6 protein-coding genes are annotated in these 20,125 nt (G+C 63.9%); 2 read left to right on the forward strand and 4 right to left on the reverse strand.

From position 1 onward, the window contains the following. Positions 1 to 33: 33 nt before the first annotated feature. From pe to ADBZ9O_RS30865, 3 genes are read right to left on the reverse strand one after another with little or no spacing between them, the layout of a single operon-like run. Positions 34 to 1,161: an acyltransferase PE gene (gene pe, locus ADBZ9O_RS30855; RefSeq protein ID WP_526527314.1), complete on the reverse strand. Its 1,128-nt coding sequence runs from the start codon at positions 1,159 to 1,161 to the stop codon at positions 34 to 36. 57 nt (positions 1,162 to 1,218) lie between these two features. After that, a complete protein-coding gene (locus ADBZ9O_RS30860) occupies positions 1,219 to 4,245 on the reverse strand; it encodes an MMPL/RND family transporter (RefSeq protein ID WP_526527315.1) in 3,027 nt (1,008 codons plus the stop codon). Between the two features lie 45 nt (positions 4,246 to 4,290). Beyond that, positions 4,291 to 5,712 carry a condensation domain-containing protein gene (locus tag ADBZ9O_RS30865; protein ID WP_526527316.1) on the reverse strand — a complete coding sequence of 474 codons (1,422 nt, stop codon included), beginning with the start codon at positions 5,710 to 5,712 and terminating at the stop codon, positions 4,291 to 4,293. Positions 5,713 to 5,957: 245 nt separating this feature from the next. On the opposite strand from ADBZ9O_RS30865, the gene ADBZ9O_RS30870 reads away from it, so the two are divergent. Next, on the forward strand, positions 5,958 to 16,913 hold the full coding sequence (locus ADBZ9O_RS30870; protein WP_526527317.1) for a type I polyketide synthase: 10,956 nt from the start codon (positions 5,958 to 5,960) through the stop codon (positions 16,911 to 16,913). Between the two features lie 6 nt (positions 16,914 to 16,919). Here ADBZ9O_RS30870 and ADBZ9O_RS30875 read toward each other — a convergent pair whose 3' ends face one another. Beyond that, on the reverse strand, positions 16,920 to 17,969 hold the full coding sequence (locus tag ADBZ9O_RS30875; protein ID WP_526533686.1) for an NAD(P)H-dependent amine dehydrogenase family protein: 1,050 nt from the start codon (positions 17,967 to 17,969) through the stop codon (positions 16,920 to 16,922). Between the two features lie 285 nt (positions 17,970 to 18,254). Between ADBZ9O_RS30875 and ADBZ9O_RS30880 the strand changes: the two genes are divergently transcribed. After that, positions 18,255 to 20,090: an acyl-CoA dehydrogenase C-terminal domain-containing protein gene (locus ADBZ9O_RS30880; RefSeq protein WP_526527318.1), complete on the forward strand. Its 1,836-nt coding sequence runs from the start codon at positions 18,255 to 18,257 to the stop codon at positions 20,088 to 20,090. Positions 20,091 to 20,125 lie beyond the last annotated feature (35 nt).

The following is a 20,125-nucleotide window of genomic DNA, read 5'->3' on the forward strand; positions in this document are numbered from 1 at the left end:
GAGTTGGAGGCGTCACTGGCACGGAATCCGTGATCAGTGGCCGCCGTTGGACACCGAAGCCAACGCACCGTTGATGATCGAAAGCGGGTCGGTGCCGCCGAATGTCGCTTCGTTTGCCCCCGCAGTGATGACCAGGGGGTCAAAGCCGCGCTGCGGATCGACTTGCACAGGAGCGGTCGCCGGATCGTCATTTCGCGAATAACCCGCATTCACCCGCGGAAGGAGTATCGCATCGAGCTGATTGAGCGTGTCCTCCCCAAACCCGAGATATTTGAAGGGCAGCACTAAAGGAAGGTGCTGCTCAGGGATCAAGTAGGTGGTCGTCGTCGCGCCCTTGGAATTGACCGTCGTCCTGATGTTCTGCGCCGGAACCATGCTTGCGTTGGTGAACGCCACCGCGGTGTGTCCGCTGGCCAGACCCGCAATGGAGTTGGCGAGGGCGAACAGGTTGTCCGGGCGGTCCGGAAAGTCGGCGATGCTGTCGTAGGCCGAGATGAACTGATCGGTGTGGTACTGACTCTCCACCGGGGGTGGTATCCGGTAGTCCATCGCGGGAACGACGCTGCCAACGGGAAACATCTGGGTCAGGAAGCTCTCCCCAAACGGGGATTTCGCGATGGGGTCGCCGAATGTCGCGAGGCTCAGTTGATCCGGTGGTGGAGCTGTCGGATCATTAGCCAGCCGTGCCTTTATCGCATCGACCACGAGCGCGCCCTCGGACAACCCCATCGCTTTACCGGGACCACCGTTTCGGATGGCCGTATCGAGGTTCGACTCTCCGATATCGACCGACTCGCCGATGCTCGGACCGTCAAGACCCAGGTTGGGCAGGAAACTGTCGCCCAGCTGACCTATGCCAGGGAACAGACGCTCGATGGCGTGGCCCTGAATCTGTCCCGCGGGATAGCCGACGTTCTCCCGCTTCATGCCAGGGAACCAGTCCGCACCTGTGCGACGGATGTACTCGTCATAAGGAACACCCAGAACGCGGGCACCACCCAAGGCGTACGCGGTCCCCGGTGTCGCTGTCCCGGGGGCCGTCGGACCAGGGATTGTCGGCCCAGGGGGCGGCGTGTCGTCGGCGGCCGCGGTCACCGCGCCGAAAGATCCTGTGAGACACACGATTACCAGTGCCGCAAATGCTGTACGGGGCTTGTTCATTCCCCACTCCTGACCGCTTGGCTTCATTTGTAGTTTCACACAGATCCCGCGCGTGTGTTATCCACGCTGCTCGGCCGTTTCTGCCGGCGGCGGAGCCATCGGCGTACCCGTTGCGATGGAGCGCCTTGTGCCCGTTCGCGACGGCCACCAGTTTGCCCGTCCCAGCAGCGCCGCGATGGCAGGCACCGTGATGGTCCGCACCACGAAGGTATCGAGCAGGATCCCCACGCCGATCACGAAACCGCCCTGGATGACCATGCTGATACTCGAAAACATCAGACCGGCCATCGAGGCGGCGAAGATCAGGCCCGCCGTAGTGATCACGCCGCCCGTCGAACCCAAGGTGCGGATGATGCCGTACCGCACGCTGTGGAGGGACTCGTCCCGCATTCGTGACACGAGAAGCATGTTGTAGTCGGCGCCCACCGCGACCAACACCACGAAGGCCAACGGAGGCACGCTCCAATGCAGTTGCTGGCCGAGGATCACTTGGAATGTAAGGACACCGATGCCGATCGCCGCAAAGTACGAGATCACGACCGACCCGACGAGATACAGCGGCGCGACGATCGCGCGCAGCAGCAACATCAAGGTCAACAGGACAACGATCAGGGTCGCGGCGATGATGTATCGCACATCTTGCTGGTAATAGTCGCGGGTGTCCCGCAGCACGGCGGGGAACCCGCCCATCGATATGGTGGCGCCGGCGAGCGCGGTATTCGGCTGAGCACCCGCAGCGATGTCTCTGATCTCGTTGACCTGATCCATCGCTTCCGAGCTGAACGGGTTGAGTTTGGTTTCGATCAAATACCGCACGGAGTGTCCGTCCGGCGAGATGAACGCCTTGGCAGCCTTCTGGAAGTCCGGAAGACCCAGCACTTCGGGCGGAATGTTGAATCCCGCCATCGACGGTTCCGCAGCGCTGTCCCTCATCGTCAACAGAAATGTCGATGCCTCGTTGAGTCCGGAAGCAATCAGTTTGACCTGTCCGACTAGTTGGTCCACCCCGCCGGCCACTTCTTGGCTTCCCCGGGCCAGCCGGTCGGTACCTTGCCGCAGCTGAGCCAAGCCTGCTTGCGGGCCGCCGGGTTTGTCCAGCCCCATGGCGTGCATTGCCTTGGTGATGCTCATCAGCGCCGCATTGAGCTTGGTCACCGTCGCGTTGAGGGTCTGCCTGTCACTGAAACCCTGCAACTGGCCCGCGAGACCGTTGATCTGGTTCAGATTTCCAGAATTACGCGCGGCGAGCAGTTGCTCGAAATGGCCGCGGGTGGCGCTGCACGAAGCATCGGCGTCGCACACCGGGTTGCCCTGGATCGCGGTCAGGACCGGCCCTATCCAAGCGAACATATCCTTGACAGCGGAAAAGTTGACGCCCATGGCATTGCCGAGGGCGTTGACGCTGTCGACGATTTTGGCGGCGGTATCGACATCCCGCACCAGCTTGTCACCGCCATACTGACTACGCGTCGAGGAGAGCGCATCGACCAGGCTCTGGATACTGGGCGCGATTCTGTTGACCTGGGCCTGCACGTCACCGAGGCTGTCGGCCACGGTGTTGGCACCGTCCGCCAGTCGGTTCAGGTCGCCGGTGCGCTGGCCGATCTGCACCGCGCCGTCGGCAAGCCGGGAACCGACCAGGCCTGCCTGATAGGTAGCCCTGAACTCCGGCGGCACTTCACCGAGGGGGCGGGTGATACCGCTGACCAGAGCGACATTCGGCAACTGGGCGATACGGGAGGCCATCTGCTCCAAGTCCGCCAGCGCGCGGGGTGTCCGTAGGTCCTGCGGTGATTGGACAAGGACAAACTCGGGGATGGACTTGCTGATGGGGATGTGACGTTCCAACGCCGCGTAGCCGATCGAACTCGGCGCCGACGGCGGGACGGCCTTGCGATCGTCATAGTTGAAATGCGCCAGGGTCGCACAACTGGCCAGCAGGCCTAATACGAGCACGCTGGCAGCCAGATGCGCCACCGGCCTGCGCACGATGCGGATACCGGAACGCCGCCAGAACCGAGCGGTCAATTCGCGCCGGGGTTTGACCCAGCCGCGTGGCCCGGCGAGCACCAGAATCGCCGGGAGCAGGGTCACACCAGCGAGATAAGCGATACCGATCCCAATTGCCGACGACACGCCGACAGTTTTGAATACGCCCATTTTGGCGAAGCTGACGAGCAGAAAAGTGATCCCGACTGTGGTGGCCGATGCGGTGACCACCTTGCCGATCGAGATCATCGCCGCCTTGACCGCCTCATCGACATCCGCCCCCTCGCGCAGATAGTCGTGATAGCGGCTGATGAGGAAGACCGCATAATCCGTCCCGGCGCCCGCCATGATCGCGCTCAGGAACACGATGGACTGGTTCGAGACGCCAGCGCCAGTCAGATAGGAATAGCCCGCCACCACGGCCTGCGCTATCACCAACGACGATCCGATTGTCACCAATGGCAGCAGCATCGTGGCTGCGCTGCGGTAGACCAACAAAAGCACAAGGAGGACCAGGCCGGCGATCGCAATCTCGATCGGCAAGCGGTCCGTCTGACCAGCGACGGTGAGGTCAGCCGCGGTGGCCGCGGGACCAGTGAGATGGACTGTCAGGGGGCCGCCTGCGGTGCTGCGTTCGATAACGTCGGCCACTCGGTTGTACGACTCGAAGGACTGCGGCGTGCCCAACTCCCCCGCGAGGCCGACCGGCAGTACCCAGGTCGTCTTGTCCTCACTGGTCAGGAACTGTCGCAATTGTGGCGTGCCGAGGAAATCCTGCACAGTCTCGACATCAGTCGTGTCGTCGCGCAACGCGCCGACCAGCTTGCGGTAAGCGGCCTCGTCGGCAGGTCCCAGCCCCTTCTCGTTGATCAACGCCACCAACAGCAGATCGTCGCTGCCCGATTCGTGAAACGCCTCGGTCACCTTTTTGGCCGCGATGCTCGACGGTGCATCGCTGGGCACGACAGCGATGGGATGCTTCTCGGCCATCGCACTGAGCGACGGGAACGACAGCGGTAGGGCGACAGCCATTGCGACCCATATCGCTATCACCACCCACGGCCACCGCGCCACGAGATCGGCTAGCCGTCTCATATCACCCTCACGCTTTCACTCTGCCGCCCGTCGCTGTCCCCGAAGCTACGCCACACGTCCCCAGTCACCGCTGTCAGCGACGCGCACACACACCGACTTCATCGCCTCGAGATAGCGGGTCACCGACTTCTTCGCGATCGGGTTGTCGGGATGCATGATCGCCATGTGGGTCCCCTCCCCGTAACGGAATATGTAGCTGGTCAATTGGTACGAAAGCCGGTCGTCAGGGTAGATACCGATCTTGTCGGCAAGGCCCATGTCAGCCGCTGCGAGAACAGCATTGAGCGGGGCGGCGCCACCGTGCAAGAAATTTGACACTGGAAAGTTCGGCCGTGGCCAGTCCAGCCATGGCGCCAACTCCAATACGCGGTAGTAGGGCACTCGCGACATATCCAGACCCGTATCGAAAGAAGCCTGCGCCGCCCATGCGGCCTCGCTGAATGACGTCGCAGCGATGGGGACAGCAATCGGGATCAAACCGGTGAACCAACCCTGCGTCATGAAATTGTCGCCCGCCATGCGGGAATCCCTCGGAGTGAGCCCGTAATAGGTCAGTGCACCGGTGAACTCATGCTCCACCAGACCAAGACAAGCGAACAAACCACCAACGAAACGTGCGCCGGCCGCAGTGCAGGCCGATTCGAAGCGGTCTGTTTGTGCCGCGTCCATCAGAATCTCAGCGGTCATGGCACTGGTGGTCGATTCGTCCAGATTGCCCAGCGGGAGCGGGAATTCGGGAAACCCACCACCATTGTTCTCGGCGAAGTCGATCCACGCCCGTACCCGTGGCGAGTCCGCCGTCAACGCTGACGTGACCTCACGCTCGCGGATACAAAAATCGTCGAAGCTACCAGCGTCGGGCAACGTGAGGGCATGACCGCCTCCACTGAGGGCCGAATACATGCCGTTGGCTTCCATCATCGTCGTGCCAATCAACGTCGCGTCCCCATGGACGTGGTCCATGGCGGTAAAGAACGTGAAGTGATCGGCGTTCTGGATGATGCCGAAGGTAAAACAGCCCCACTCCAACGGACTTGGTATATCGACGACATGGGCACGTATTTCCTCAACCGTCATGTCACCCTGATGGATTGGCACGAATTCGATATCAGCCGGATCGGCGATGGCATGCCGGATGAATTGTTCATCACCGGACTGCTCGAACCAGCTGCGGAACGTGTCATGCCGACGTAGATATGCGTTCACAGCGCGATCCATGGCGGAGATATCGCACTGCCCGGCAACCTCGCAGCTGGCAATGATCTGCCGGGAAAAGCTCAGTCCCGCGGCTGTCCGTTCGCAGTGGTTGCGGAGGTGTTGTTGCTGCATATAGCTGACTGGCACGGAGCTGATCGGCGCTGCCCGAGCGATGTCCGCAGCCGCGGCAGTGGGATGCCAGGAGGTTACGGAGCCCGCAACCAACGCCCACTCATCAAGGGCGCCAATAGTGATCTTTCCGATGCGCAAACGCGTCGTCCTCCCAGCTTGGTTGGCAATCGCTCCGGTACAGCTCGTCAGGTGCTTCTCGAGTGAGCTGCGTTGGCACGCTACACACGCTGGCCACAGGTACCCGTGCCATAGTGGGCCGCCACAGTGAGCGCGAGCCGACCCTCAGGGGCGGATAACTCGCAGCGCCACCGAGCGACTGCCGCGTACGTTAATTTACGCTTGAGTAAGTTACCCTACCGGCCAACCTACGGAGGATAACGTCCATGGGACGCACTGAATACCAGATCGAATCTGCGCCGCGTTTTGCCGTGATCGGCTATGCGGCTCGTTTCCCAGGCGCACAGACGGCCGAGGGGTTCTGGGACGTGCTGCGCGAGGGCCGTGACGCGGTTTCCACAGTGCCCGAAGACCGTTGGGATGCCGAGGAGTTCTTCGATCCCGAACCCGGCGTGCCGGGCAAGATCGTGACCCGTCGCGCGGGCTTCGTCGATGACGTAACGGGGTTCGATGCGCCGTTCTTCGGTATGTCGACGCGCGAGGCCAGGTTCATGGACCCGCAGCACCGCCTGCTGCTGGAGACGGCATGGCGTGCGGTCGAACATTCGGGCACCGCGCCAACAGCCTTGGCTAACACCAATACCGGCGTATTCGTCGGACTGGCAACCCACGATTACCTGGGAATGGCATCCGAGGGGCTCGACTACCCCGAGATCGAGGCCTACCTGGCGATCGGAACGTCGAATGCCGCAGCAGCGGGACGGATCAGCTACCGGTTGGGACTTCAGGGGCCAGCCGTCGCCGTCGACACGGCGTGCAGCTCCTCGCTGGTGGCAATCCATCAGGCCTGCCAGGCGTTGACGTTGGGGGAATGCGACCTGGCGCTGGCCGGCGGTGCGAATGTCCTGCTCACACCCGCAACCATGATTACCTTCTCGCACGCGCACATGCTCGCGTCCGACGGCATGTGCAAAACCTTCGACGCTGCCGCGGACGGCTACGTGCGCGGCGAGGGGTGCGGTGTCATCGTCATCAAGCGGCTGCAGGACGCACTCCGCGATGGCGACCGAATTCGGGCCGTCATCCGCGGCAGCGCGATCAACCAGGACGGCGCGTCGGGTGGTCTGACGGTACCGAACGGTGTTGCCCAGCAACGGGTCATCACCGACGCGCTGCAACGCTCCGGCCTGCACCCCAGCGACGTCGACTACCTTGAGGCACACGGCACCGGCACCTCGCTCGGTGACCCGATTGAGGCCCAAGCCGCAGGTGCCGCCTACGGCGTGGGACGCGACCCCGACCGGCCGCTGTTGATCGGGTCGGCGAAGACGAATATCGGGCACTTAGAAGCTGCTGCGGGCATCGCCGGCGTGATCAAGGTCATCCTCTCCCTCGAACACCAGACTTTGCCCAAACACCTGCACTTCAAGAATCCTTCGCCGCACATCCCGTGGGACCGCCTCCCGGTGAAGGTTGTGCAGGAGTCCACCCCCTGGGAGCCGAGCGGCCGGCCACGTATTGCCGGCGTCAGCTCATTCGGATTTGCCGGTACCAACGCGCACGTCATCATCGAGGAAGCACCAGCGCCGACGACCGCGCATACCCTGACCGAACCGAGCGATGAACGACGGTTCGACATCCTTGCGCTCTCGGCCCGGACACCCACCGCATTGCTGCAGGTCGCCGATCAATACCGCAGCTGGTTGAGTGCGCACCCCGACGCCACCTTGGCGGACGTGTGCCTCACCGCCGGGGCGGGGCGCGCACACTTAGAACACCGGGCCGCACTGGTGGTCAACTCGAAAGCCGCTGCGCTCGAGTTACTCGACGCGCTCGCAGATGACCGACCAGCACCGGGTCTGGTGCGCGGCGAATCACATCACACGCCGAAGACGGCGTGGTTGTTCACCGGCCAGGGCAGCCAGTACCTCGGCATGGCGCGGGAGTTGTACGACACCGAGCCGGTATTCGCCGAGACGCTGAATCGCTGCGCGGCAGCGGTTGCCGACCGCCTCGAAAAGCCTTTGCTGGAAGTGGTTTTCGATGTAGATGGTCCAGACAGCGAAGAGGCGCTGCGGCAAACAAGCTATGCGCAACCCGCCTTGTTCGCGCTGGAGATGGGCCTGGCTCGCCTCTGGCAGTCACGGGGTTTCGAACCCGACGTGGTGCTGGGGCACAGCGTCGGCCAGTATGCGGCGGCCTGCGTCGCCGGGGTGTTCAGTCTTGAAGACGGCGCGCTACTGATGGCCGAGCGCGGCCGCCTCTTCGGCAGCCTGGCTGCGGGTGGCCGGATGGTCGCGGTGTTCGCCGCCGCCGAGCGTGTCGAGAGCCTGACCGAAGACTTCCCAACTCTGTCGGTCGCCGCCTACAACGGCGCCAACACCGTGCTGTCGGGACCCGCCCCAGACCTGGAGAAGGCGTTGGCCGGGCTGACGGCCGGCGGTATCCGGTGCGACTGGTTGGACACCAGCCACGCCTTCCACTCGGCGCTACTCGATCCGATTCTCGACGAGTTCGAATCGTATGCTCAACAGTTTACTTTTGCGCCGCCACAACGGATTCTGATTGACAATCGCACCGGCAGCACGCTCGGCAGGAGCGTGAAACTCGACGCCGCCTATTGGCGTCGGCACGCACGCCAACCGGTGGAATTCGCCAAGAGCGTGCGCACCCTTGCTGAGCTGAATTGCACACTGCTACTTGAGATCGGCCCACAACCGGTGCTTACCGCCGCGGCCCTGCGGGCATGGCCCGACCCGGCCACCGCGCCGCGGGCGATCGCCTCGCTCCGTCGTAACACCGCCGACCACCGACAATTCACCGAAGCGATTGCCGACGCATACGTGTGTGGCCATCTCCCAGACTTCGACGCACTTCGTCAGGCGCATACACGCAAGCTCGACCTCCCAACGTATCCGTTCGAGCACCGCCAGTACTGGTTCAACGACGATCAGGATCACGCCAAACAGCACCGCCCACCGGTTGCCCGCACCCAGGCTCTCCGCCTCCTCGAGGACGGCCGAATCGAGGAACTCGCGGCCATGCTCCAGGGCACGAGCGGTGATCAACAGACCCTGAATGTGCTGACCTCGCTTGCCGCGCAGCATAATCAACAACGCAGCGTCCAGCCCGTCGCAGATGACCGCTACGAGATTCGCTGGGAGAAATCCGCTGCGCCAAGTGCCGGTGCGCTCACCGACGCGGAATCGACCTGGCTTCTCATCGGCGATGATTCCCCGGCGATTCAGCCGCTGCTCGACACACTGACCGCACATGGACGGCGATATCGACTCCTTGCGTTACCGGCAACTGATGCAGACACCGCAGCGCTCGCGGACACGTTGCGGGCTGCGTCAGCAGCTGATTCGGCACTGTATGTCGTGAACGTCGCGGCGCTCGACTGCGACGATGCTCCCTCGATGCAGTCACTGCTGCGGATGCAACACCGCATCCTGGGCGGAACACGGCGGCTATTCCGTGCCGCGGTCGCCGCCGAGCTGCGCAGGCCCATCTGGGTGGTAACCCGCGACGCACAACACGTCACCGACGCCGACACCGTGGCGCCGAACCAGAGTTGCCTCTGGGGATTTGGCCGGGCCGCGGCATTGGAGCTTCCGCAGGTGTGGGGCGGCCTCGCGGATGTAAGCGAAGGCACACCCGAGGAATGGTCACACTTCATCAATCTCGTTGCGACATCGCATCAGTCGGCGATCAGAGAAGACCAGATCGCCCTGCGAGATCAAGCGATCTATGTGCCCCGGCTGGTTCGTCAGGACGAGCAGCGAACCGTTGCACCGCTGAATCTTCGTTCCGACGCCACGTATGTCGTGACCGGGGGCCTCGGCTCCATTGGTCTGGAGATTGCCGGATATCTGGCCGCCCAGGGTGCCAAACACGTGGTGCTGACCAGCCGACGTGGCCCCAGCGATACCGCGCAACAGCGCATCAGCGCGCTCACCGACCAGTACGACTGCGAGTTCCGGATCGTCACGGCAGATATCGCAGACGAACAGGACGTGACACGCCTGCTCGCCACCGTGGCGGCGCAGTTACCACAGTTGGCCGGCATCGTCCACGCCGCGGGTGAGCTGGGTACTACCCCGCTGAGTAACCTCGATGACGCCGAGATTGATCGCGTCTTCGCCGGGAAGGTATGGGGTGCTTGGCATTTGAGCGAAGCAATCGCCGATCTGCAGCTCGACTTCTTCATCAGCACCTCCTCGATCGCGTCGATATGGGGCGGATTCGGACAGACCGCCTACGGCGCGGCCAACGCCTTCCTCGACGGGCTGGCTTGGCGCATGCGCGCCAACGGCACCCACGGGACAAGTGTCAACTTCGGTCCATGGTCGACCGGAATGGCCGATGCGGAATCGCGTGCGCGACTGGATCGGCGAGGCGTTCGGACGTTATCTCCTGCCGACGCACTGGCAGGTCTGGCCGACGTCGTAGCAGTTTCGTCGGCGCACGGCTCGGCACAGGGGGTGGTAGCCCGGATCGACTGGGCCCGTTTCCTGCCGCTCTACCAGCAGGCGGGGCGACGGGCACTCCTGGCCGAGTTGGAGCGCGAGCTACCCGACACGGTTCCGGTCGAATTGCCTTCCGGAAAGACCCAACTGGTCGAGCAGCTCACCAATGCTCCCGTGCAACAGCGCAAGAAGCTCCTGACCGATTACCTGCGCGGCTCGGTGGCAGAAGTGACGCGCGTCGACGCCGCGGAGATCCGCCAGGACGTCGGTTTCTTTGACCTGGGCATGGATTCACTGATGGCAGTCGAACTACGGCGCCGTATCGAACAAGGTGTGGGCAAGGACATTCCGATCACCTTGGTGATGGACCACCCCCGGCTGTCCGACGTGGCCGACTATCTCCTGCGCGACGTGCTCGGGCTCAACGAGCAACCTGAGCTGCCTGCGCCCGCGTCGGCGGCACCGCTGCGCACAGACGAACCGATCGCGATTGTCGCGGTATCGTGCCGCTTTCCCGGCGCACCCAATCCGGAAGCCTTCTGGGACGTGCTATCCGGCGGTATCGATGCGATTCAGGAAATCCCCGAGGACCGATTCGATATCGACGAGTTCTATGACCCGGATCCAGAGACCCCGGGTAAGACCTACACGCGCTTCGGTGGATTCCTCGACGGTATCGACGGATTCGATCCCGAGTTCTTCGGCATCTCCCCCCGCGAAGCCGTCTGGATCGAGCCACAGCAGCGCCTGACACTCGAAACGGCATGGGAAGGTCTAGAGCGCGCCGGGTACTCGCCGGCGGCCCTACGCGGCAGCCAGACCGGAATCTTCATGGGTGTGGCCGCCAACGAGTACGCGCATCTGCTGTCATCAGAATCGATCGAGAAAATCGAGCCGTACTTCATCACCGGCAACGCGCTCAACGCGATTTCCGGTCGGGTTGCCTTCGCGCTCGGCCTCGAAGGGCCGGCGATGGCGGTCGATACCGCCTGCAGCTCGGCGTTGGTGGCCGTGCATCAGGCCTGCCAGGCGTTGCGCTTCGGCGACTGCGATATGGCATTGGCCGGCGGGGTCAACGTCCTGCTGAGCCCGGTGACGGTCATCGCCGCCTCCCGCGCCAGGATGCTTTCTCCGGTCGGGCGATGCAAGACCTTCGATGCGTCCGCCGACGGCTACGTGCGCAGTGAGGGCTGCGGGATTCTGGTACTCAAGAGGCTCAGTGACGCAGAGCGCGACGGCGATCGGATCTGCGCGGTTATCTCCAGCAGCGCGGTCAATCAGGATGGCGCTTCCAGTGGTCTGACAGTGCCCAATGGTGCTGCACAGCAACGACTCATCGGGACCGCGCTGACCCGCGCCGGTGTGACCGGCGGCGACGTCGACTACCTCGAGGCACACGGTACCGGCACCCCACTGGGTGATCCGATCGAGGTGGCCGCGGCCGCAGCAGCGTACGGCGCTTCTCGTGACGAAGAGCGGCCATTGCTGATGGGATCGGTGAAGAGCAATATCGGCCACACCGAATCAGCCTCGGGGGCAGCGGGTCTGATCAAAGTCGTGCTGTCACTGCAGCACGAACTGCTACCGAAGAGCCTGCACTTCGAGAACCCGTCGCCGCACATTGCCTGGGACTCGTTGCCCGTACGGGTCGTGGACGAAGCGGTCCCCTGGCAGACCAACGGCAGGCCTCGGCGGGCCGGTGTGAGCTCCTTCGGGTTCACCGGCACAAATGCGCACGTGCTGCTCGAGGAGGCGCCGGCACAACCGGCGATTCCGGAGTCGGGTGTTGACGAGCAGCCCTTCAACGTGCTGGCGCTGTCAGCGCGGTCACCGGAAGCGCTGGTGGCGCTGGCGAGCAGTTATCAGACCTGGCTGACCGCCCATCCCGATGTCGACCTTGCCGATGCCTGCCTTACCGCCGGCGCGGGTCGTTCGCATTTTGAACATCGGGCCGCTCTCGTCGTCGATTCGGTCGCCGGCGCGCGCGAGGCCCTGGCCGATTTGGCCGAGAATCGCCTTCGCCCCGGCGTCAATCGCGGCGAGCACACGCACCGCCCGACGACGGCGTGGTTGTTCACCGGGCAGGGCAGCCAGTATCCGGGCATGGCGCATGAGTTATTCGATGCAGAGCCGGTTTTCGCGCAGACCGTGACACGTTGTGCGGATGCGGTCAAAGAGATATTGCCGCGCCCCTTGCTGGAGGTAATGTTCGCCACCGATCGCGACAATGGCGAAACACTGCGGCACACGTCATTTGCGCAGCCTGCGCTATTCGCCGTCGAGATGGGCCTGGCCCGGCTGTGGCAGTCGTGGGGCATAGAGCCCGATGTGGTGCTGGGACACAGCGTGGGCCAGTACGCAGCGGCTTGTGTGGCAGGCGTGTTGACAATCGAGGACGGCGCTCGGCTGATGGCCGAACGCGGCCGGCTATTCGGGAGCCTGCCATCCGGTGGGCGAATGGTGGCGGTATTCGCCGACGCCAAGAATGTCGAAGAGATCGCCGGTGAATACCCACGGGTGTCCGTGGGCGCCTACAACGGACCTAACACCGTGTTATCAGGTCCAGGTGAGGACCTGGAACAGGTAGTCGCCAGATTCAATGACGAAGCGGTCCGCTGCACCTGGCTACAGACCAGCCATGCCTTCCACTCCGAATTGCTGGATCCTGTGCTCGACGAATTCGAATCGTTTGCAGCGCAATTGGAGTTCGCAGTCCCGACGCTGCCGCTGGTTTGTAACCGCACAGGCGCTGTACTGACGGCCCAGACCCCGATCGACGCCCAGTATTGGCGGCGGCATTCACGTCAGCCGGTGCAGTTCGCCGAGAGCGTACGCACGGTGGCGGCCCTGGGATGCTCGGTATTGATGGAGATCGGCCCGCAACCGGTGTTGACCGGGGCTGCGGTGCAGGTCTGGCCGGAGCACTTGGCCGCACCGCGCGCGATCGTGTCATTGCGCAAGGGTGTCGGCGACCGACGTCAGATCGCCGACGCGCTCGCCGGTACCTACGTTGCCGGCCAACGACCCGAATTCGCCGCGCTGCATAGCCAACCCCGCCGCAGAGTGGAGTTGCCCACCTATCCATTCCAGCGCCGCCGCTTCTGGCCCAAGACTTCGGGGCTTTCCGGATCGGGCGTGCCCGGTGAGACGGTCGCTGGAATCCTCGGCAGTGCAAAGCAACTCGCTTCGGGCGACTGCGTCTACACCAGCAGGCTATCGGTCAAATCGCAGCCGTGGCTTTCTGATCACGTCATCTACGGGACCGTGGTCGTCCCTGGGGCGACCTATGCGGCGATGGCCCTGGCCGCCGCCGGTCCGCCGGCGCGAGTGCGGGATGTTTTCTTCTACGAGCCGATCATCCTGCCCGAGAAGAGTTCTCGCGAGGTACAGCTCACGTTGCATCCGCTCGACGACGGCACCGGTTCGACGTTCAAGGTACACAGCCGCGCGTACGGTACACACGATGGCGAATGGTCCCTGAACGCCGAAGGTACCGTCGTCAGCGGTGTCGGCGACGGAACTGACGAGCCGTTATCTGAGCCGGGCGAGCCGATCGATATCGCCATCGAACGGCTGAACCGCATGCGCCCGCAGGAATTGTTCGACACCTTCGCCGATCTGGAGCTGGCGTGGGGACCCACCTGGTCGGGTTCGTTGAAGTCGCTGTGGCTCGGTGCGGGCGAAGCGATCGGTGACATCGTCGTTGGTGAAGAACTCGCCGAACAACTCGGAACCGAGCCGATGCACCCGGTGCTGATGGACCTGTGCACCGGTGTTGCCTTCCCAGCGTTCCCGGCAGTGCTCGCAGCCGAGCAGGGCGTAAATGATCTGTTCCTGCCGTTGCGATACGGACAGGTGACGCTGCGGGAGAAGATGCCTCGACGTTTCTACTGCCGTGCCAGGTGGCACGAAAGCGGCCTCGACAACGAGACCCAGGTCTTCGATCTGGACTTTGTCGATCGGGATGGCCGAGCGCTCGGCGGGATTCGCGAGTTCACGGTCAAACGCGCACCCCGTGAGGCGTTGCTGCGCGGTCTTGGCGGCGACGCCACCCGTCTGCTGTACACCGTTGGCTGGCACGAGGTGCCGCCGCCGCCGTCGTCCTGCGATGACGACATCGCACTACCCGACGGCACATGGCTGATTGCCGGATTCAACGACTTGGCCGCACAACTCCCTGGCTGCATCCCGGTCGATCAGGCGAACGATCCGGAGCTCCTTGGACAACTGCTGGCGCAGGCGCAGGAACGCGGTGTGCCGTTCTCCGGTGTCGTGTGGCGCGCCGCGACATGTGCCGACGATTCGACAGCTGGGGCGGAGAGCTTGGCTGCACGGATCGAGAAGGAGCTCGCCAATCTGCTCAGCGCCGTACATACGGTGCAGGGCGGCGTGAAACTACCTGGCGGACTGTGGATTGTCACCGATGGGGCCGTAGCAACCGAGTCCGGCGAACCGGTCGACCCAGTACAGGCGGCGCTGTGGGGATTCGGCCGCACCACGATCAACGAGGAACCGGCACTGCACGCCAAGCTGGTCGATTGCGACAACTCACCGGAGGCGGTACGCGCACTGGCCGGCCTACTCGCCACCCCGGGCTCAGCGCTGACCGAACCTGAGCTCGCGTTGCGGCAAGGGAAGCTACTGGCGTCGCGGCTGCTGCCGTGGGCACGCAGCGGACATCTCACGGTGCCACGCTCAACCGACTACGTCTTGGCACCCACCGAGCGTGGCGCGATCGACAACCTGAGGCTGACCGAGACGGACGTACCGCCGCCAGACGGCGGTTACGTGCAGGTCCGGGTGGAGGCCGCGGGTCTGAACTTCCGTGACGTGCTCAATGTGCTCGGACTCTACCCGGGTGATCCCGGACCGATCGGCGGGGATTTCGCCGGCGTCGTCACTCAATTGGGTAGCGACGTAACGGGACTCGAGGTGGGTCAGCGCGTCTACGGCTTCATGCAGGGCGCATTCGCCAGCCGGTTCAACGTGCCGGCGGTGTTGCTGGCACCGATTCCCTCTCGCGTGAGCGCTGTCGAGGCGGCGACGATCCCTGCTGCGGCCTTGACAGTACGGCTTGCGTTCGACTGGGCGCAGGTCAAACCCGGTGACCGCGTGCTCATCCACGCCGCAAGCGGTGGCGTCGGGCTCGCGGCAATTCAGATGGCCCTGCAGTGCGGTGCGACGGTCTTTGCCACGGCCAGCACCTACAAGCGCGAGACGCTGCGCAGGATGGGTATTCAGTACGTATATGACTCGCGGACAACCGATTTCGCCGACCAGATCCTCGCGGATACTGACGGCGAAGGTGTCGACGTCGTGCTCAACAGCCTCACCAACGAGGGGTTCCTCGAGGCGACCGTGCGGGCCACCGCCCAGAACGGTCGTTTCGCCGAGATCGCCAAGCGCGACATCTGGACACCGGAGCAGATCGCCGCGGCCCGTCCCGATATCGCCTACGAGATCGTGGCGCTGGATACGGTAACCATTGAAGATCCCGAGCGCATTCGCGACTTGCTGACTCAGGTGTCAGAGGGGTTGGCCACAGGAGAGTGGACGCCTCTTCCCGCGGAGATCTACCCGCTGACGGAGGCAAGAGCCGCGTTCCGTCGGATGCAACAGGCCCGTCATATCGGCAAGATCGTGTTGCAGATACCAAACGCTCTGCAGCCGCGCGGCGATCGGACCTATCTGATCACCGGTGGACTTGGTGCGATCGGCTTGCATACGGCGTCATATCTGGCCCAGCTCGGTGCCGGTGACATCGTGTTGACCAGCCGGCGCGCACCAGACGCCGATGCGCAACGCTTGATCGACGATATCGCCGAGCGCTACCGGTGCCGCATCCATGCCTTCGCTGCTGATATCTCCGAGGAGTCTCAGGTCGAGAAACTGCTGGAGCGAATCCGCGCGGAATTGCCGCCGCTCGCGGGGGTAGCGCACTTGGCCGGCGTGCTCGACGATGCCCTGCTATCGCAGCAGAGCCTGGAGCGATTCCGAGCAGTGTTGGCGCCCAAGGCATTCGGCGCCAGCCATCTGGATCGTTTGACCAGAGGCGACGCACTGGAGTTCTTCATCGTGTCCTCGTCGGTATCGAGTTTGTTCGGTTCACCCGGCCAGTCCAACTACGCCACGGCCAACGCATGGCTTGACGGCCTGGTCGCGCAACGACGGGCGACGGGCTTGCCTGCCACCGGTGTCAACTTCGGCCCCTGGGCCCAAGGAGGAATGGCCTCTTCGGAGGCCGCGCGCGCAAACATCGGCGCCCAGGGCCTCATTCCGCTCGACCCGACGGCGGCACTGGGCGCCCTCGCTGAGGCCGTCGCCAACGGAACCGGCCAAGCCAGCGTCATCAAGGCCAACTGGCAGCGGGCAGCCAAGGTGCTGGGCAGTGCACGTCCGCCGATTCTCGACCTCGTTCTGCCGAGCGCCATCGGGGAGGTCACCGGTGACAGTGAGTTGCTTCGGCAGTTGCAAGACATCCCAGTGGGCCAGCGCACCGGTTTCGTGACCGAATTTCTTCAGCGCGAGGTACAGACCTTCCTGCGGCTCGCACAACCGCCCGCCGCGACCAGTTCATTTCTGGACCTGGGTACCGATTCGCTGATGGCGATCGAACTCCGCAACCGGTTGGATAGTCAGTTCGGGGGTGCGTTCACCATCAACGCGACCGCGGTATTCGACTATCCGACCATCGGAGGGCTCGCCGGGCACCTCGTCAGTCAGCTGCCCGAGTCGGAGGCGCCGCAGGACTGACGGGGCTCAGTGCGCCCAGCGCTCCGCCTCCACCGCGGGCAGCCGCTCCTGTCGCAACGGCACATCGAGGCCGTCGTAAATCGCCGGCTTCTGTTGCGCCAGCCAGCCGATGGCACCGAGGAGGCGATTGGCTGCGGTGGTGTTGCCGCCGTCCGCCCTGGTACCGCCGGGCAGATCTGCCCGCACGACGATGGACAGCTCCGGATCGCCGTGCACGATCACCCGATGGTCGCCGACGCCTTCGTCCGGCTGCGGCCAATCGGGTGCGCAGGACGGATCGATGCGGGTGATGTGGTCGATGACAACGCGACGCCGCCCCGCCACCGAACCGATGACCTTGAGCCAGAACGCCCCTTGGGTGCCCGCCTCGAAATGCCCCATCACGTTATCGACGGCCGATTCGAGTGGTCGGCGTTCCAGCTCTTCGGTGATCTCGTCGATCTCAAGGCCAAGGCCGCGAGCGATCAGTCGGATATTTCCGCCCCACACCATGGTCGGGATGGACGGCAACAGCATCATCGGCATCTCATCCATCGATCCGCCGAATCCGCAGGACACCCGGACCGCATAGGGCTGGTCGTAGGTGGAGTAGTCGAAAATCTCCTGGCAGTGGATCGTGTCGATCCGGGTGCACAGCCCGGCGGCCATTACTGCCAGCGCGTCATTGCCCCAGCCGGGGTCCACGCCGCTGACCAGTAGTGACGCCCCACCGGTTTCGGCCGCGTCGGCGAGGCGTTCACGCAGCTCGACCGGCGCGGAGGTCGGGTCGTAGAGCGAGTACAGGGCCGGCGTGACCACATGCAGGCCCGCCCGCAGGCAACGCTCCACATCAGCCACCGCGTCGTCGGGACGGATATCGCCGGAGGCCATGTAGGCCACTGCATCGCAACCGTTGAGTGCGGCGTCGATATCGGTGGTCGCCGCAATGCCGGTGGTCTCGTCCAGGCCGGCGAAGGAACCTGCGTCGCGACCCGCCTTTTCCGGCGAGGATGTGATGACCGCGGACAGCTCCAAACCAGGGAAACCACGCAACGATCTGATCGCCGTCGCACCCATATTGCCCGTTCCCCAGACCGCTACGCGTTGTGCCATTCGGTCACCGTAACCCGGGCTGGCCAGCACAAAGGGCGAAATGGGAAGGGTGCGCAAAAGAATTGCACCGAGTCCAACCCAACCAGTGGGTTGAGTAGCTCACATCGACTTGCGTTTGGGTTACCGGCCGGTATAGTTACGGGGGTTACTGGTGGGTAACTTAGCCATAGCGCCCAACCATATGAGCCTGACCAAACAGCCTGCTTAACCAGCCTGATCCAGATGGATTCTCATCGAGGAGGAAGCATCGTGAGTCACTACAAGTCCAACGTGCGCGACCAGGAGTTCAACCTCTTTGAGGTACTGGGCTTCGAAAAGGCCCTCGGCCAGGGCAGCTACAGCGACGTCGACGCCGATACGGCGCGGGAAATGCTGCACGAGATGAGCCGGCTGGCCGAAGGGCCGGTCGCCGCCTCGTTCGTCGAAGGCGACCGCAACCCGCCAGTGTTCGATCCCGAGACCCACTCCGTGAAGTTGCCGGAGGCGTTCAAGAAGTCCGTCGCCGCGGTGATCGACGCCGGCTGGGACAAGGTCGGTATCGAGGAGGAGCTGGGCGGCACGCCAGTCCCCCGCGCGATCGTCTGGGCGCTGGCCGAGCATGTGCTCGGCGCGAACCCCGCCGTGTGGATGTACGGCGGCGGCGCCGGCTTCGCCAGCATCTTCTACAAGCTGGCCACTGAAGAGCAGAAGAAGTGGGCCATCATCGCCGCCGAGCGCGGTTGGGGCTCGACGATGGTGCTCACCGAGCCCGATGCCGGCTCGGATGTGGGCGCCGGTCGTACGAAGGCGGTCAAGCAGGACGACGGCTCCTGGCACATCGATGGCGTGAAGCGGTTCATCACCTCTGCCGATTCCGATGACATGTTCGAGAACATCTTCCACCTGGTGCTGGCCCGCCCCGAGGGTGCCGGCCCGGGCACCAAGGGTCTGTCCCTGTTCTTCGTGCCGAAGTTCCACTTCGACGGCGAGACCGGCGAGCTGGGCGAGCGCAACGGCGCCTTCGTCACCAATGTCGAGCACAAGATGGGCCTCAAGGTGTCCACCACCTGCGAGCTCACCTTCGGCCAGCACGGTGTACCGGCCAAGGGCTGGCTGGTCGGCGAGGTGCACGACGGTATCGCGCAGATGTTCGACGTCATCGAGATGGCCCGAATGCTGGTGGGTACCAAGGCAATCGCCACACTGTCGACGGGCTACCTGAACGCACTGGAGTACGCCAAGAGCCGGGTCCAGGGCGCCGATCTGACCCAGATGACCGATAAGACCGCACCGCGCGTCACCATCACGCATCACCCGGACGTGCGCCGTTCGCTGATGACCCAGAAGGGTTACGCCGAGGGTCTGCGCGCGCTGTACATGTTCACCGCGTCCTACCAGGACGCCGAGGTCGCCAAGGCACTCCACGGTGTGGATGGCGACCTGGCGGTCAAGGTCAACGACCTGCTGCTGCCGATCGTCAAGGGCGTGGGCTCCGAGCAGGCATACGCCAAGCTCACCGAAAGCCTGCAGACCTTCGGTGGCTCCGGCTTCCTGCAGGACTACCCGATCGAGCAGTACATCCGCGACGCCAAGATCGACTCGCTGTACGAGGGCACCACCGCCATCCAGGCGCAGGACTTCTTCTTCCGCAAGATCGTCCGCGACAAGGGTGTGGCCCTGGCCCACGTGGCCGGACAGATCGACACGTTCGTCAAGAACGAGTCGGGCAACGGTCGAATGAAGAGCGAGCGCGAGCTGCTGGCCACCGCACTGGTCGACGTGCAAGGCATGGCCGCCACGCTGACCGGCTACCTGATGGCCGCGCAGGAAGACACCGCCAGCATCTACAAGGTGGGTCTCGGTTCGGTGCGCTTCTTGATGAGCGTCGGCGATCTGGTCATCGGCTGGCTGCTGCAGCGTCAGGCTGCGGTCGCCATCGAGAAGCTCGACGCCGGTGCCACGGGCTCGGAGAAGTCCTTCTACGAGGGCAAGGTCGCGGTCGCGTCGTTCTTCGCGAAGAACTTCCTGCCGCTGCTGACCAGCACCCGTTCGGTCATCGAGAACATCGACAACGAGGTCATGGAATTGGACGAAGCGTCCTTCTGACGGACACAGAGAAATCCCGGTGCGCCACTGGCGTA

The organism is Mycobacterium sp. (assembly GCF_965229105.1).
GTDB lineage: Bacteria > Actinomycetota > Actinomycetes > Mycobacteriales > Mycobacteriaceae > Mycobacterium.

Coding starts and splice junctions, on each gene's coding strand:
- pe (WP_526527314.1), bottom strand. CDS start 1,161: ATGAACAAGCCCCGTACAGCATTTGCGGCACTGGTAATCGTGTGTCTC.
- ADBZ9O_RS30860 (WP_526527315.1), bottom strand. CDS start 4,245: ATGAGACGGCTAGCCGATCTCGTGGCGCGGTGGCCGTGGGTGGTGATA.
- ADBZ9O_RS30870 (WP_526527317.1), top strand. CDS start 5,958: ATGGGACGCACTGAATACCAGATCGAATCTGCGCCGCGTTTTGCCGTG.
- ADBZ9O_RS30875 (WP_526533686.1), bottom strand. CDS start 17,969: ATGGGTGCGACGGCGATCAGATCGTTGCGTGGTTTCCCTGGTTTGGAG.